Annotated in this window: 13 protein-coding genes; 12 read left to right on the top strand and 1 reads right to left on the bottom strand. The window is 67.7% G+C overall.

Features of this window, described 5'->3' with window-relative positions:
• Positions 1 to 2 precede the first annotated feature (2 nt).
• The 12 genes from D7X96_RS24315 to D7X96_RS24370 all read left to right on the top strand — a co-directional run bounded on the left by D7X96_RS24315 (position 3) and on the right by D7X96_RS24370 (position 14,340).
• Positions 3 to 1,553 (top strand): AMP-binding protein, encoded by a 1,551-nt coding sequence (locus D7X96_RS24315; RefSeq protein ID WP_121770839.1) that lies wholly within the window; start codon positions 3 to 5, stop codon positions 1,551 to 1,553.
• Positions 1,550 to 1,816, top strand: coding sequence for a hypothetical protein (locus D7X96_RS24320; protein ID WP_121770840.1), 267 nt, complete (start codon positions 1,550 to 1,552; stop codon positions 1,814 to 1,816). Before D7X96_RS24315 ends, D7X96_RS24320 begins: the two co-directional genes overlap by 4 nt.
• Positions 1,804 to 2,958: a cytochrome P450 gene (locus D7X96_RS24325; protein ID WP_147468387.1), complete on the top strand. Its 1,155-nt coding sequence runs from the start codon at positions 1,804 to 1,806 to the stop codon at positions 2,956 to 2,958. The genes D7X96_RS24320 and D7X96_RS24325 overlap by 13 nt, the downstream gene beginning before the upstream one ends.
• A gap of 22 nt (positions 2,959 to 2,980) precedes the next feature.
• Positions 2,981 to 3,892, top strand: coding sequence for a hypothetical protein (locus D7X96_RS24330; RefSeq protein WP_121770842.1), 912 nt, complete (start codon positions 2,981 to 2,983; stop codon positions 3,890 to 3,892).
• Between the two features lie 28 nt (positions 3,893 to 3,920).
• Positions 3,921 to 5,489: an amino acid adenylation domain-containing protein gene (locus D7X96_RS24335; RefSeq protein WP_121770843.1), complete on the top strand. Its 1,569-nt coding sequence runs from the start codon at positions 3,921 to 3,923 to the stop codon at positions 5,487 to 5,489.
• Positions 5,490 to 5,506: 17 nt separating this feature from the next.
• Positions 5,507 to 7,135 (top strand): condensation domain-containing protein, encoded by a 1,629-nt coding sequence (locus D7X96_RS24340; protein WP_121770844.1) that lies wholly within the window; start codon positions 5,507 to 5,509, stop codon positions 7,133 to 7,135.
• A 3-nt stretch (positions 7,136 to 7,138) separates the two neighbouring features.
• On the top strand, positions 7,139 to 8,389 hold the full coding sequence (locus tag D7X96_RS24345; protein ID WP_121770845.1) for a phenylacetate--CoA ligase family protein: 1,251 nt from the start codon (positions 7,139 to 7,141) through the stop codon (positions 8,387 to 8,389).
• A 42-nt stretch (positions 8,390 to 8,431) separates the two neighbouring features.
• A complete protein-coding gene (locus D7X96_RS24350; protein WP_121770846.1) occupies positions 8,432 to 9,661 on the top strand; it encodes an aminotransferase class V-fold PLP-dependent enzyme in 1,230 nt (409 codons plus the stop codon).
• 19 nt (positions 9,662 to 9,680) lie between these two features.
• Positions 9,681 to 10,247, top strand: coding sequence for a pyridoxamine 5'-phosphate oxidase family protein (locus D7X96_RS24355; RefSeq protein WP_121770847.1), 567 nt, complete (start codon positions 9,681 to 9,683; stop codon positions 10,245 to 10,247).
• 231 nt (positions 10,248 to 10,478) lie between these two features.
• Positions 10,479 to 11,306, top strand: a complete 828-nt coding sequence (locus tag D7X96_RS24360; RefSeq protein WP_158626302.1) for a formylglycine-generating enzyme family protein — start codon at positions 10,479 to 10,481, stop codon at positions 11,304 to 11,306.
• Positions 11,307 to 11,424: 118 nt separating this feature from the next.
• Positions 11,425 to 13,161 (top strand): cytochrome-c peroxidase, encoded by a 1,737-nt coding sequence (locus D7X96_RS24365; protein WP_147468388.1) that lies wholly within the window; start codon positions 11,425 to 11,427, stop codon positions 13,159 to 13,161.
• Positions 13,162 to 13,977: 816 nt separating this feature from the next.
• A complete protein-coding gene (locus tag D7X96_RS24370) occupies positions 13,978 to 14,340 on the top strand; it encodes a hypothetical protein (protein WP_121770848.1) in 363 nt (120 codons plus the stop codon).
• A 170-nt stretch (positions 14,341 to 14,510) separates the two neighbouring features.
• On the opposite strand, the gene D7X96_RS24375 is transcribed toward D7X96_RS24370, so the two are convergent.
• Positions 14,511 to 15,281 (bottom strand): IS5 family transposase, encoded by a 771-nt coding sequence (locus D7X96_RS24375; RefSeq protein WP_121770849.1) that lies wholly within the window; start codon positions 15,279 to 15,281, stop codon positions 14,511 to 14,513.
• Between the last annotated feature and the right edge of the window lie 181 nt (positions 15,282 to 15,462).

Below are 15,462 nucleotides of genomic sequence, written 5' to 3' on the forward strand. Positions count from 1 at the left end.
CCATGCTGCTCTCCGACTTCCTCCTCCATCACGGCAGGACGGCGCCCGAGCGCGACGCCATCGTGCATGACGGCGTGACCTGGAATCACGCCCGCCTGGCCACCGAGGTCGCCCGCTACCGGACCGTGCTCGCGGAGCTGGGCCTGGGGCGCGGCGACCGCGTCGTGGCGCGCATGGAGGCCGAACCCGACGCCATCGCGCTGCTCATCGCCACCATGGCGCTGGGCGCCGCGTACGTGCCCGTGGCGCCGGAGCTGCCCCCCGCGCGCTTCGAGGCCATCCTCGCCCGGCTGGAGCCCGCGGCCGTCGTCGTCTCCAGCGACCTGCGCACCGCACCGGGCGTCCCCGAGGGCACGCAGGTGGGCCCGCTGGTGGTGGCCCGCACAGCGCACCCCGTGACGGGCGACAGGTCCACTCCCGTCCCGGAGGACGCGGCCTACATCATCATGACGTCCGGCTCCACGGGGCAGCCCAAGGGCATCGTGATGAGCCACGGCGCCGCGGTGAACACGCTGCGTGGCTTCAGCGAGCTGGGCGTCCCGTCCACCGCGCGCATCGGCACCATCTCCCCGCTGCACTTCGACTTCGCGATGTTCGACGTGGGGATGTCGCTCGGCAACGGGGCCACGCTGGTCCAGGTGCCGCGCATGCTGGCCTACCAGCCTCGCAGCCTCGTCGAGTACCTGCACGAGCACCGGGTGACCCAGATGCACTCCGTGCCGTCCGTGTGGCGCCCGCTCCTCACGGAAGGGGACGCGTCGCTGCTCGGGGGCCTGAGCCACCTGGACACCATCCTCTACGCCGCGGAGAGCTTCCCGGCGAAGGACGTCCACACGCTCCAGGGCTGGCGGCCGGACCTGCGCATCGTCCAGTGCTTCGGCCACTCGGAGTCCATCGGCTGCTGCTTCAAGACGTTCGCCAGTCCGGCGGCGACGTTCCGGGGCCGACTCTCCCTGGGCGTCGCGCTGCGCGGCACGGAGCTGTTCGCGCTGGACGAGTCCGGCCGTGAAATCGGAGTGGGGGAGGAGGGCGAGCTGTACGTGCGCGGCCCGCACCTCTTCAACGGCTACTGGCGAGACGAAGCGCAGACCCGGCAGCGGCTGGTGCCGGACCCGCGCGGCGGAGAGGGCGTCGTCTTCCGCTCCGGCGACGTGGTGACGCGCGACGAACAGGGCGAGTTCTATTTCATCGGCCGGCTGGACCATCAGGTGAAGGTCGGCGGAAACCGCGTCGAGCTCCCCGAGATTGAACACGTCGTGGAGGGCGACCCCGAGGTCGCGGCGGCGGTGGCCGTCGTCCCGGCGGACGAGGCGCGGGCCACCCTCACGTGCTTCGTCGTCTCACGCGGCACCACGCCGTGGAACGAGCTGACGGTCCGCCTGCGCTCGCGCATGTCCGCCGCGCTGCCCCGCTACATGGTCCCGCGTCAGCTGCGGCGGCTCGATGCCTTCCCGGTCCTGTCCAACGGCAAGGTGGACCGGCTGCGGCTCGCGCAGATGGCCGCCGAACCGGAGGCTCCGGTGCGCCGCAACCCATCCCTGGAGGTCCCATGACACGAGAAGAGTTTCAGTCGAACATCATCCAGTACCTCGCGACCCAGGCGTCCCTCCCCGAGGGCTGGACCTGCGGCCCGAAGGACAACCTCTTCGACCTGGGCGTGCTGGAGTCGTTCGACCTGCCGCGCCTGGTCGCGCACATCGAGCGGATGCTGGACAGCCGCGCGGACCTGAAGTCCCGCCGCAGCGAGGTCTTCTTCACGCTCGACTCCATGTACGACGCCTTCGTCGGCTCCAAGGAGGGCGCGTGCGCTCCCTAGAGTTCATGTCCACGGACTACCTGGAGAATCCGTGGCCGCTCTACGCGCATTTCCGGCGCGAGCAACCCATCTGGTGGTCGGACGAGATCCGCATGCACTGCGTGTTCCGTTACGAGCACGTGCAGGCCATCCTCAAGGATCCGCGCTTCACCGTGGAGTTCCCCTTCCGCATCACGGAAGAGCTCTTCGGCCGCACGCTCATCGACATGGAGGGGCCGGAGCACCTTCGCCTGCGCCGCAAGGTCGCCCCGCTGGTGGGCAACGCCAACCTCGCCATCTTCGCGCGCGAGGTCTCCGAGCCCCGCATCACCGCGCTGGTCCGCGCCGCCGCGGAGCAGCCGCCCATGGAGTTCATGCGCGCCGTCGCGGAGCGCGTGCCCACGCTGATGATCTCCGAGTTCCTCGGCTTCCCCCTGGAGGACGAGCGCTGGCTCTTCGAGCGCATGATGGTCCTGATGGACCACCTGGACGGGAAGCGGGGCAACCGTCAGGAGGTCTCCGACGTTCACCACGAGGTGAGCGCGTGGCTGGACGGCATCATCGCGCGCCTGTTGGAGGAGGGCCCGGGCACGCGCGGTTTCAAGCGCCTCATCGACGGCATCCGCGATGAGACCCCGGAGACCATCAAGATCCTCTACTGGACCTTCCTCGCCGGAGGCATCGAGACCTCCATGTGCCTCCTGGGGAACGCGGCCACGGTGCTCGCGCGCAACCCGTCCTGGTTCGAGCAGCTGGCCACGGTGCCTGGCATGGCGCGCGCCATCCTGGATGAAGTCCTCCGGTTCGAGCCCGTGCAGGCGTCCACCGTGCGGTTCGCGGCGGAGACCCTGGAGCTGGGCGGCGTCACCATCAAGCGCGGCCAGGCGGTGAACCTGCTGCTGGCGAGCGCCGCGAGGGACGAGGCCACGTTCGCGTCACCGGACGTGTTCGACCCCACGCGGACGCTGTCCAACTCCCTGTCGTTCGCGGTGGGACCGCACGCGTGCGTCGGGAAGACCTTCACGATGATGAACGCGGAGATCACCCTGCGCACGCTCTGGAACACGTGGCAGGGCGTTCAGCTGGCGGAGGACGCCCCCGCGGTCATCCGGGGCGCGTCGTTCCGCAAGCCCCACGCACTCTTTCTCAAAGCGAAGCACTGACCCATCGCTCAAGGAATCCCCCATGATTTTCGTCAACGGCATCCGTTACGTCCTCGGTGAGTCCCGGCCCATCAGCAGCGTCCCCGAGCTGGGAGGCGACGAGGCCGCCATCAAGTTCCTCGCGGACCGGGGCTTCAAGAACTACCGCCACTCCACGGTGGAGGCGTGGGAGCTGGGCGTGGAGGCCGCGCGCCAGGCCATGCAGGCCGCGGAGGTCAACGTCGCGGACATCGACCAGGTCATCTACGCGTCGGTGAGCTCCCGCAGTCCCGCGCACGGCGACCTGTCCATCGGCCTGTTCGCCCACCGCATGGAGATGCTGACCACGCCCATCACCGGCGTGTGCTTCGGCGAATGTACGAACGCCATGCTCGGCATCGAGCACGCGGCCATGCTGCTGGAGACGGGGAGGGCGCGCACCGTCCTGCTGGTGTCCACGGACGTCGCATGTAGCAAGGAACAGCGCGTCACCACAGGGCAGACCATCTGTTCCGATGGCGCCGCCGCGTGTGTCATCACCCGCGAGCCGCGCGGCTCGGCGGTGCCGTCGTTCGAGCTGCTCGGCTTCGCGAAGGCCTTCCACCACCTGTCGCGCGCCGGCATGTCCAACCCCGCGAAGAGCTTCCGCGACATCTGCGGCGCCGCCATGAAGTGCAAGAAGACGGTGCTGTCGAAGATCGACAAGCCGCTGGCGAAGTGGATCCCCAACACGGCGAACTCGGAGGTGGCCGGCGCGCTCGCCAGCGTGCTGGGCATCCCCGCGAGCATGTTCTACCTGGACAACCTCCCCGAGTACGCGCACGTCTTCTCCACGGACCAGCTCATCAACCTGGTGGACTGGGCGACGCGCTCGAAGGCGCCCTCCGGCTCCGTCGTGGCGGGGCTCGCCACGGGAACCTCGGGCAGCTCCGTCGCCGCCTGGCGCGTGGTCTGACGCCCGCTGACTGCCGGTGAGCCCGTCCATGCAACGTCCGAACGCCCCGTCCGTCCGGCCCCTGGCCGAGACCTTCGCGCACATCGCCATGACACGCGGAGAGCACCCCGCGGTCGTGGGGCCGCGCGAAGCGTTGTCATATGCCGCGCTCCAGCGGAGCGTGGCGTCACTGTCCGGAGGGCTGGTGAGCCGGGGCCTGGAGGGGGCGGTCATCGCCATGCTCCTGCCTGGCGACCTGGCCTACGTGGCCACCATGCTGGCCATCACGGACCGGCGAGGCGTCTTCGCCCCCATGGACGCGGCCTGGCCGGAAGCCCGGCTGCGCTCCGCGCTGGAGCTGACGCGGCCAGCGGCCCTGGTCGTCACGCCGGAGCAGGTGGAGCGCGTCAGCGCGTTCGTGGAGTGCGAGCTGCTGGTGGTGGAGGGCCGCACGGCGGACGGCCTCTGCTTGCGCACGGTGAAGTCCGCGGCGGCGCGGCCCACGCCGCACAACGACCTCACGAAGCCCTGGACGGAGGACTCGCTGTACCTCGTCTACACGTCGGGCTCCACGGGCACGCCGAACGCCGTCGAGGGCTCGCACCTGTCGCTCGCGGTCTTCATCGAGTGGCAGGCGCGCACCTTCGAGGTCGGCCCGGAGTGCCGCGTCTCGCAGCTCGCGCCCACCACCTTCGACGTGAGCCTGCGGGACTTCTTCCTGCCGCTGTGCACGGGCGGCACGCTCTACATCCCGGCCGCGGGCACCCGCTACCATCCCATCCTCTTCCCGCGCTGGGTGGCCGAGCACCGCATCAACCTGATGCACTCGGTGCCCTCGGTGTTCAAGCTGGCATCGGAGGTCAGCTGGACGAACGCGAAGCTGAAGGGCTCGTTCGACTCGCTCCGCAAGCTGTTCCTGTCCGGTGAACGCCTCTACGTGGAGGACGCCCGCCACCTCCAGGCGAACCTGTCCCCGGACGCGCAGCTCATCAACTTCTACGGGCCCAGCGAGTGCACGCTCATCAAGACGTGCTTCGTCGTGCCCCGCGACCTCCGTAGCCTGGAGGGCGACGTCGTGCCGCTGGGCCGGCCCATCGAAGGCTGCGAGGTCCAGCTCGAAGGCGGCCCCGACGAGCGCTCGGGAGAGCTGGTCCTGGAGTCGGAGTTCCTGGCCAAGGGCTACTACCGGAACCCGGAGCTGACGGAGGCGAAGTTCTCCAGCCGGGCCCGGCCGGACGCACCCCGGCTGCGCGCGTACCGCACCGGAGACCTGGGCACCCGGGACGACCAGGGCCTGCTCCACTTCGTTGGCCGCAAGGACCATCAGATCAAGGTCAACGGCAACCGCGTGGAGCTGGGCGAGGTCGAGCACTGCCTCCGCAGGATGCCCGGCGTCAGCAACGCGGTGGTCGTCGCCAGCGACGCGCGCCAGGGAGCGGATCCCACGCTGTCCTGCGTCTACGCGGGGGAGGGCGACCTCACCGAGGACCAGGTCCGCGCGCACCTGCTGCAACACCTTCCCAAGTACATGGTCCCCACGAATGTCCGGCGGCTGGGCGAACTGCCGCTGCTGACAAACGGCAAGGTGGACCGGAAGCAGATCGCCTCACTCTTCTAGTTCTCACGGAGCACGCCTTGTCCACCGACACAGCGCAACGTCTTGCGACGCTTTGTAAAGAGATTCTGAGGATCGACCACATCCGGCCGGACGCATCCCTGGTGTTGCAGGGCGCGTCCTCCATGCGCCTCATGCAGCTGGTCGCGCGCCTCTACGAGGACTTCGACGTCATCGTCGACCTGAGCGAGGTCATGGGCGAGGTGACGCTGGACTGGATCGCCGCCACGGTGGAGGAGCGCCGCGCGGCGGACGGCGGCGGTGCGCCCGCCCCGGCGGAAGAGCCCATGCGCCAGGAGGGCGAAGCCGTGCCGCTCAGCGAGCTCCAGCTCGCCTTCTGGGAGATGCGCCGCTACGCGCCGGCGATGAGCGCCTACAACGAGGGCGTCAGCCACCTGGTGAAGGGCGACCTGGACCTGGCCGTCTGCCAGAAGGTCCTGGTGGAGCTCGTCGCGCTTCAGCCGGCGCTGCGCAACGCGTACTTCGAGGTGGACGGCGTCGCGGTGCAGCGCGAAGTGCCCATGGCGGAGATCGAACCGTCCCTCAAGCTGGAGGTGACGGACCTGTCGGGGCACGCGGATCCGATGGCCGAGGTCGCCGCGCAGCACCGGGCCATGTACGCGACCCGCTTCGACCTGTCCGCGCCGCCGTGCTTCCGCGTCGCGGTGTGGAAGGTGGGCGAGCGGCGCTGGGTGGTGTCGTGGGTCGTCTACCACATCGTCACGGACTGGTGGGCGGTGGACGTCCTGCGCCGCAGCGCCGCGAAGCTGTACCGCGCGCTGATGGCGGCGGGAGTTCCGCAGGCGCGTCCGGTCGCGGTGCCGCAGGATCCGCACGCCGGCACGCGCTTCACGGCGGAGGACGAGGCCTGGTGGTTGGAGAAGTTCCAGACGCCGCCCCGCGCGCTGACGCTGAGCCCGCGTCCCCGGCCGCTGATCAAGAGCTACGCCGGCGAGATGTACCTCCAGGAGCTGAAGGGCGTCTCCGTCAGCCGGCTGGAGGGCCTGCGCGAGCGCCTGAACGTCACGATGTCCAGCCTCACCTACGCGGCGTTCTCCCTGCTGCTCACGGCGCTGAGTGGCGAGGACGACGTGACGGTGGGCGTGCCGTTCCTCAACCGCCAGCACGCGGACGTCCAGGACACGGTGGGCCTCTTCGTCAACAGCCTGCCGGTGCGCATGAAGGCGGAGCACGGCGTGGCCGCGGCCGACTACATCCGCGCGTGCCACGGCGAGCTGCTGGAGGCCTTCCGTCACGGCCGCTACCCGTCGTTCCGGCTGATGCGCCAGCTCAAGCTGCCGACGCGCTTCAACCGCGCGCCGCTCTACGACCACCTCTTCAGCTACTACGAGAACACCGTCGTCGACGTCGTGAGCGAAGAGATGAAGCTCGCGGTGACGGAGATCGAGCTGCCGCGCGGCACCAGCAAGTACGACCTGAGCCTGTTCGTGACGCGGACCGGGGACCGGCTCGACTGCAAGGCGGAGTACACGACCGCGCTCTTCTCGCAGGAGGAGGTCGCGACCATCGTCTCCCACTACCAGGTCATCCTGGAGCGCCTGCTGGGCGACGCCACCGTGACGGTGGGCGGCGTCCTCGACACGGTCCGCGCGCGCGTCCAGCCCTCCCTTTCCCAGCAGCAGGCCTGAGCCATGCACAAAGCCTTTGGAAACCTCGACGCGGCCTGGAAGGAAGCCTCCTTCGCGTACAAGAGCGTCCCGTTCTTCCGCAGCCGGCCGGCCCTGACTCCCGCGGCGTCACCGGCGGCGGGCTTCCTCGACATCCCGATGACGAGCAAGCCGGACTACCGCAAGAACTTCCCGGCGGGAGTCCTGGCGGATGGGCGCTCGGTCAACGACCCCTACGTGCAGCGCTACCAGAGCTCCGGCACGAGCGGAGACCGGCTGGTGAGCGTCATCCACGCCTTCAAGCTCGCGGACCGGATGGCGAACTGCCTCTCCGTGAACAAGAGCCTGAGCTTCCTCCTGGATGAGCCGAAGATCCGGATGTGCCGCTACGCGGCGCCCAACTGCTCGGACGTCGAGTGCAGCAACCCGAACACGTCCATGGAGGACCGCATCCTCCAGGACGGGACGCTGGTGCTGCCCGTCTACCACGACCTGCTCACGACGCCGGAGCCCATGCTCAAGCGCGCGTTCGAGGAGCTCCACTCCTACGAGCCGAACGTCTGGTACGTGGACCCGATGCACCTGTCGGTGCTGATCAAGAAGGCGCGAGCGTCCGGCTGGAAGTTCGACATGAACCGCAAGGTGTCGGTGCTGCTGACCTACACCTTCGCGACGCAGGCGCTGCTGCGGCAGCTGGCCACGCTGTGCGAGGGCCACTTCCCGGTGGCCTCCGTCATGGCGATGTCCGAATTCGGCTTCGTGGGCCTCGCCTGCGAGGAGGGCAACCTCCACCTCAACGACAAGGACTACTACCTGGAGTTCATCCAGATGGAGGCGCCGGACGACCGCGACGACCTCTGGGAGCTGGTCATCACGAGCGTGGGCGACCGGCTCTGCCCGCACATCCGCTACCGCACCAACGACATCTACCGGCTCCTGGGGAAGTGCAAGTGCGGCAGCACGATGCCCGCCGTGGCCTTCCAGGGCCGCATGAAGGATCTGGTCCGGCTGCCGAGTGGCCGCTACGTCACGCCCGGCGAGCTGGACGCGCTGGTGGGCGCGCCGAAGTGGATCGACATCTTCCAGCTGACCTTCCAGAAGGGCGGCCACTTCGTCTTCCGCTACAGCGGGGAGACGGAGCCCGCCGCGGATGAGCTGGCCACGCTGCGCTCGAAGCTGGAGGACCTGCTGGAGTCGAAGGCGCTCCGGATGGAGGCGGTCCAGTACTTCCCGTTCGAGCGCGGGGGCAAGTTCCAGTTGGTCAGGACGGGCTGAGGGCCGGGTGTCCGGCGAACTTCCACATCAGGGTGAAACGCGATGACGGCTTTCGGCTCCAATGACTTGATTACTTCCGGCGCGGTGCGTGAGGACTTCCCCATCCTCACGCGACAGGTGGACGGCGAGCGGTTCGTCTACCTGGACAGCGCGGCGACGGCGCTGAAACCGCGGTCGGTGATCGACGCGGTGACGCGCTACTACACGGAGTGCACGGCGAACATCCACCGCGGGCGTCACCGCCTGTCGGAGGAAGCCTCAGACCTCTACGAGGAGGCGCGAGGCAAGGTGGCGCTGATGGTGGGCTGCGCCAGCAACGAGGTCATCTTCACGCGCAACACCACGGAGGGCCTGAACCTGGCGGCCGCCTGCATGGGGCTGAAGAAGGACGACCTGGTCGTCGGGTTCCTGGACGCGCACCACTCGCAGCTGCTGCCGTGGATGCGGGGAGGCAACTACCAGGTGGTCCGTCAGGGCCCGAACTGGAAGCCGGACCTGGACCACTACGCCGAGTTGTTGCGGCGCAAGCCCAAGGCAGTGGTGGTGACGCACTGCTCGAACGTCACCGGGGGCTACCTGCCGCTGGAGACCATCTCGAAGATGGCCCACGAGGCCGGAGCGCTGGTGGTGGTGGACGCGGCCCAGTCCGCGGCGCACCTCCGCCTGCGCTTCACCGAGTCCAACATCGACTTCCTCGCGCTGTCCGCGCACAAGATGCTGGGCCCGTCCGGCATCGGCTGTCTGGTGGGGAAGGCGTCACTCCTGAGGGACGCGGAGGCATTCCTCGTGGGAGGCGGCGTCGTGGACTACACGACCCTTGAGTCCTTCCAGTACCGGAAGATCCCCCACAAGTTCGAAGCGGGGACTCCGGCCATCGAAGCCGCGTTCGGTTTCGCGGCGGCCATCGACTACCTGGACATGGTGGGCCTGGAGCGCATCCAGGCGCATGACCACGAGCTGTCAAAGGCGTTCCTGGACGGACTGAAGCGCCGGCCGAAGCTCCGGCTCCTGGGCCCGGACGTCGCGGAGGCGCGGGCGCCCATCTTCAGCCTCTACGTGGACGGCCTGGAGGACCTCTCCGACGTGAGCCGCGCGTTGAGTGACGCGCACGGAGTCATGTGCCGCAACGGGCACTTGTGCGCGCAGCCGCTGGTGGACCACTACACGAGCGGCGAAGTGCTCCGGATGTCGGCCTACCTCTACAACACGGTGGAAGAGGTCGAGTACGCGCTGAGCGCCCTGGACGAAGTGGTCCGGGTCTACCAGCGGTAGACAGGGGAGGGGACCCGCGATGAACAACATCTACGAAGAGATCAGCCCCAAGCTGCGAGATTTCATCGCGAACCAGAAGATGTTCTTCGTCGCGACGGCCCCGCTGTCCGGCGACGGGCACGTCAACCTGTCGCCGAAGGGGCTCGACACGCTGCGGGTGCTGGGCCCGCACCGCGTCGCATACCTGGACCTGTCGGGGAGCGGGGTGGAGACCGTCGCGCACCTGAGGGAGAACGGCCGCATCTGCATCATGTTCTGCGCCTTCGACGGGCCGCCGAAGATCATCCGGCTGCACGGGAAGGGGCGTGTGTTGACGCCGGAGCAACAACCGGAGTTCGGAGAGCTGCTGTCGCACTTCCCCGACCTGCCAGGAGGCCGGGCCATCATCGTGGTGGACGTGAATCGCATCGCCGGCTCCTGCGGCTTCTCCGTCCCGCGCTACGAGTTCGTGGAGCAGCGAGACCAACTCGTGAAGTGGGTGAACAAGAAGGGACCGGACTGGTTGGCTGACTACCGTAAGAAGAACAACGCGGTGAGCATCGACGAGCTGCCCGCCATCGACCCCGACCCGAAGCCCGGCGACTGAAGCGAGCCGGCGGGCTTTACAGGGTCATCGGAACTGGCTCGAACATCCACGTTGTCTATTTTCTGCTTGTATTAAACGTCTCATACCTGTAGTGAGTATGCCTATAGGGCGGACCGGGGCTGTGCGTTGGTGGCCGGTCGCTCGTCGAAGCTTCTTCGACAGCCTGATCCGAGGGGGACCATGGCGACATCGACTGCGGCGACGCGTGCGCTCCATGGCGCATGGCGAGCCATGCGTATGGGCAGTGCGTGTGACGGGTTGCTCGTGGCGCTGGTGCTCTCTGGCTGCGCCGGGGCACCGCCTCCGAAGGGCGGGGCAGGGGACGCACCGGGCATGGTGCGCATCGAGGCCGGCACGTTCCAGATGGGCAGCGACTCCGGCCCGGAGGACGCAAGGCCCGCGCACCCGGAGCAGGTACAGGCCTTCCTGCTGGACGTGACGGAGGTGACGGTCGCGGCCTACGCCAGCTGTGTACGGGACGGCCGGTGCGGAGAGCCGGCGGCGAACGCGGCAACGGGCTTCCAGCAGTTCTGTAATTGGAAGCACCCCCAGGGGCGTGAAACACATCCCATCAACTGCGTCACCTGGTTGGAGGCGGACGCCTATTGCCGCGCCGTGGGTAAGCGTCTGCCCACGGAAGCCGAATGGGAGTACGCGGCCCGTCGTCCTGACGGCCGGACGTACCCATGGGGAGATGCGGCGCCGGACGCGACGCGAGCGAACGCGTGCGGTGAAGGCTGCGTCCAGAACGGCAAGGCAAAGGGCTTCGACGGATGGAAGGCGGCCCCCTTCCCCGACGATGCGTATCCGGAGACGGCGCCCGTGGGCAGCTTCCCGGAGGGACGTTCATCGGACGGCGTGATGGACCTGGCGGGGAACGTCTGGGAGTGGACCGCGAGCGGCTACGCCGCGACGTACGACGGCGTGAGGGACGACGGTCTCCGGGTGAACCGCGGAGGCGGTGGCCGGGACGACGTGTCGACGTTCCGAGCCGTCACCCGCAGCAAGAACCGCCCTGAGATGCGCACCGGCGGCATCGGCTTCCGCTGCGCCCGGTAGTCCATCGCGTCTGGCCTTGTCGTCGTCCCCGCATCACTTCGAACGAAGGAGCCTCACCATGCCAATTCACCCCACCACATCCCCATACTTCGGGCGGCGGTTCACGCTCGGAGCCCTGATGGCCCTGCTCGCGGGCTGTACCCCGAGCCCGGAAGCCTCCCCCGAGAAAAAGGACACCCCTCCGGCCCCCGCGCCCGTGATGGCGGCGCCCGCGGCCGCGGCGACGAGCGAGAAGGCGGAGGAGGCCGCCATGTTGGAGAAGGCCGCGGCAGGAACCGCGCTGGCGCTCTCCACGGTGGGCATTGAAGCCAACACCACGGGCCTGGAGGCGCGCAGCGCGTCCACGCTGCCGCCGGGAGGCTACGACTTCATGCGCATCCTGCCCCTGCGAGCGGAGAAGGTGCCCGCGCCGAAGGGGCTGCACATCACCAACATGCCGGCGGCGGTGCAGTTGGGCAAGGCGCTGTTCTGGGACGTGCAGATCGGCTCGGACGCGCAGAGCGCGTGCGCGACCTGTCACTTCAAGGCGGGAGCGGATGACCGCACGTTCAACACGCTGAACCCGGGCATCGACGGCATCTACGCGAGCGGCGGAGTCACGGCGGCGGGCCAGCAGTTCACGCCGTCGAACGTGACGAACAACGACCGGGTGGGCTCCCAGGGCACGGTGCGAGCCACCTTCCTCGGCATCAACCCGGACCTGACGCAGTCGACCGACATCTGCCAGCAGGTGTCGGCCTTCCCGTGGTACACCGAGCGCCGGGTGGGAGCACGCAACAGCCCGACGATGATTGGAGCGGTGTACTTCCGCGAGCTGTTCTGGGACGGCCTGGCCACGCACGTCTTCAACGGCCGGGACCCCTTCGGTCACCTGGGCAACGGCAACGGCCCGTACACGGTCGAGAACGTGGCCCTGGCGTCACAGGCGGTCGCGCCGCCGGTGGACGAGTTCGAGATGACCTGCACGGGCCGTCCGTTCAACGGACCGAACAGCCTGGGCACGAAGCTGCTGCCGCGAGGAGCGCTGCGCCTGCAGCACGTGGCGACGAACGACAGCGTGCTGGGGCCCCTGGCGAACCCCGCGGGCCCGGGTCTCATCTGCGACGGAGTCCCGTGCACGTACAAGGAGCTCATCCTGCGCGCCTTTGGCCCCACGCTGACGAACAACGCGGAGGCGGAGTTCTCGCTCATCGTCGGTGAAGCGCTCTACGCGTATCAGGCGACGCTGGTGCCGGACCGCACGCCGCTGGACAAGTTCCTGGAGGGCAACATCACGGCGCTGACGCTGAACCAGCTCCACGGCTTCGGAGTCTTCCTGGGGCCCGCGCGCTGCAACACCTGCCACAACGGAGGTCTGCTCTCGGACGCCAGCTGGCGTGCGTACCAGGTCGCGGGCTCGCTGAACGCGGACGGAGGAGACCAGGGCTTCCACAACCTGGGCCTGCGTCCGCCCAACGAGGACCCGGGCCGAGGCCGCCTGGGAGCGCAGGGAGTCCCGGTGTCCATCAGCGGTTCGCCCTTCGACCTGGGAGCCTTCAAGACGCCCACGCTGCGAAACATCAAGCTGACGGCCCCGTACTTCCACCAGGGAGGCAAGGCCACGCTGAACGACGTCATCGACTTCTACGCCCAGGGAGGCCGCGACGTACCGAACCCGCAGACCACCAGCCTGCTGCAGCCCTTCACCCTCACGACCGCCCAGCGAGGCGCGCTCCTCGACTTCCTGACGAACGCGCTGACGGACTGCCGCGTGGAGAAGGAAAGGGCGCCGTTCGATCACCCCGAGCTGCCGCTACCCAACCGCCCGAGCGGTCTGCCGGCGGTGGGTGCGACGGGCACGGGTAGCTGCCCGTAGTACGCAATGGCCCCCGGGCGATGAAGTCGGTCGCCCGGGTGGCTGTGATTGAGTGGAGGAGTGATGGTGAGTGGCCCCGGCTACCATGGCTCCACGATGTAATGCTGTTTACGTCCGGGGAGCCTCCCACGCGCGAGAGGTTGCTATGCGGTGGCACACTCTGGGCGCATGGGAGCATCAACTCCAGAGAATCACGGGAAGAGCCGAGGCGCGCCGCAAATTTCGCTCGGAACGGTGAGCCGGTTCGCGCAGCATTCCTTCTGGGACCGAGTGGCCCCGTTCGCCGGTGACGTGGCAGAGCACGCCACTCGCGCCATGCGACTGGTAGGGCGGGTGCATGGTGGCGGGGACGCCCCATTTGACGCTCTCGCAGGGACGGCTCTCGACACCTTCATTGGGCTTCAGCGAATCGGAATACCCTCCAAGCATGCGTGGAACTACGCACCGCCTGTATTGAAGTGGATTCCAGAGGCAACGTGGGCAGGACGGGGTTGGCCCGAGAGGGACCCTCATGGGCCGCGTGGCATCGACCACGTGTTCCTCCGTGTGGTTGTGCCCCCAGGCTATGTCGAGTTGGCGGAAGCTGTGCGTCAGATGCTCTGGTCCATTCCTCCCGGAACGTGTCCCGAGCCGGAGGAAGCATCGGCGCTCCTGGTCCTAGCAATCTTCGATGGGCTCCTCCGTGCGGGAGCGCGCGCTTCCACAGGCCTGGATCGGCTGAGGCCCATGCTCTCTGTTCGTGGCGGACTGAGGAAGGCGCTCGCTACAGTCTTTCCAAAAGAAGCATTGGAGGAACTTCGCCGGACATGCCGAAGCATGCTCATGCTCCTCCCGCAGGAACAGCCATTCATCTACAATCCCCGATGGCCTAAAGTAGGGTGTCTCGCAGCCTCGGACGGCGACTTCATTTCGGGCCGAACCTTGTACGACGTCAAGTGCGTCGACCCAAGGAAGGGGAAGCTCTCCCGCGAGTATCTCTTCCAACTGCTCGGCTATGCCTGCATGAATGCCTGCGACCTGTCCGGCCATCAGCTAGGGACGCTGGGCCTCCTCAATCCGCGGGCAGGTTTCGCTTGGTCCATGGAACTTGAGGCATTCTGCCGCGCGATCGGCGCAGGTTCATTCGATCGTGTTCTCCAGCAATTTTGCGAGCAGACTGCGGCGACTGTGCGCGAATGAGCTTACTTGTATAACTGCAGTTCGGAAGCCTCCGTGTTCCTGCTCTTGCTGGGGAAGCAGGAACAGGAACGATCCTTCCCATACAATATCTATCGGCCACAGAGGATCAGGCGCCTGAAGTTCGGCTGGTTGGCCGTCGCATGCCAGGGCTGGAGGCATTAGAGCACATCTCATAACCGCACTTTCGGGTAGAGCCGCCTGAGGAGTAGGACGACGCAGCCGAGGTGGATGAAGCCGAGGAAGTTCTCGGCTTTGCGCTCCCAGCGTGTCGCGATGCGGCGCCAGCGCTTGAGCCAAGCGAAGAGGCGCTCGACTTTCCAGCGTCGCTTGTAGCGGCGCAACTTGCGGCCATCCTGCTTTCGCCGACTGTTCTTCCGCTTCGGAGCGATGAGGTCGATGCCGCGCTCCTCCTGCAGCCGCCGTTGCAGCGTGCGACCGTCCCACGCTTTGTCGGCAATCAGTCGGGGAGGAAGTCTCTCCACGAAAGCAGCGTCGAGAGTTCCTTCGGTGAGCACACTGTTGAATCGGTTTCCCTCTGCAATATAGACAGCGAGTGGAAGACCATCGCCGTCTGCAAGCGCCATGAGTTTCGTCGCGTTCCCAGCGCGGCACTTCCCGACGCGGGCCCCCCTTTTTTCGCCGGCACGTAGCCCTACAGCTGTAGTTTGAGTCGCGCCCCTCGGGCTCGGTAGTGACACTGCATGGCCACGGCTTGGTGGTGGCGCCGCCAGCGACTCCAGGCCAGGACGTGCGCGACAGGAGCCGCAGTCCGCCGCAGGAGTGAAAGCAGGAGTCCGCGCACTTCCTGGATGGAGTAGCAGACGAGCGCCATCAGTGAAGGCCGCGCCGGGCGAGAAATGCGCGCATGGGATTTCTTCGCACCGGCAGGCCGAGGGCTTTTGGGAGCAGCTTCTCCTTGGGTGGGAGATTGGCCATGGCACGCGCTGAGGCCAGGAAGACGTGGGCCACCAGGCACAGCGTCATGTGCCGGTGCCGTAAGCGTTCACGGGGGGCTGAAGGCCGCGAGCGTGAGCTGAGATTATGAGCCGGGCAGGAGCGAGGGCGCGGGAGTGCCGTGGAGATGGGCTTCGAGGGACGCCGTGAGAGAGTCGAGCACGTTGC

Origin of the sequence: Corallococcus interemptor (genome assembly GCF_003668875.1) — a bacterium.
In the GTDB taxonomy this organism is placed as follows: Bacteria; Myxococcota; Myxococcia; order Myxococcales; family Myxococcaceae; genus Corallococcus; species Corallococcus interemptor.

What these genes read in the sequence shown, in the direction of transcription:
- D7X96_RS24315 (WP_121770839.1), top strand. Translation starts at nt 3, where the DNA reads ATGCTGCTCTCCGACTTCCTCCTCCATCACGGCAGGACGGCGCCCGAG.
- D7X96_RS24320 (WP_121770840.1), top strand. Translation starts at nt 1,550, where the DNA reads ATGACACGAGAAGAGTTTCAGTCGAACATCATCCAGTACCTCGCGACC.
- D7X96_RS24330 (WP_121770842.1), top strand. Translation starts at nt 2,981, where the DNA reads ATGATTTTCGTCAACGGCATCCGTTACGTCCTCGGTGAGTCCCGGCCC.
- D7X96_RS24335 (WP_121770843.1), top strand. Translation starts at nt 3,921, where the DNA reads ATGCAACGTCCGAACGCCCCGTCCGTCCGGCCCCTGGCCGAGACCTTC.
- D7X96_RS24345 (WP_121770845.1), top strand. Translation starts at nt 7,139, where the DNA reads ATGCACAAAGCCTTTGGAAACCTCGACGCGGCCTGGAAGGAAGCCTCC.
- D7X96_RS24350 (WP_121770846.1), top strand. Translation starts at nt 8,432, where the DNA reads ATGACGGCTTTCGGCTCCAATGACTTGATTACTTCCGGCGCGGTGCGT.
- D7X96_RS24355 (WP_121770847.1), top strand. Translation starts at nt 9,681, where the DNA reads ATGAACAACATCTACGAAGAGATCAGCCCCAAGCTGCGAGATTTCATC.
- D7X96_RS24360 (WP_158626302.1), top strand. Translation starts at nt 10,479, where the DNA reads ATGCGTATGGGCAGTGCGTGTGACGGGTTGCTCGTGGCGCTGGTGCTC.
- D7X96_RS24365 (WP_147468388.1), top strand. Translation starts at nt 11,425, where the DNA reads ATGGCCCTGCTCGCGGGCTGTACCCCGAGCCCGGAAGCCTCCCCCGAG.
- D7X96_RS24370 (WP_121770848.1), top strand. Translation starts at nt 13,978, where the DNA reads ATGCTCATGCTCCTCCCGCAGGAACAGCCATTCATCTACAATCCCCGA.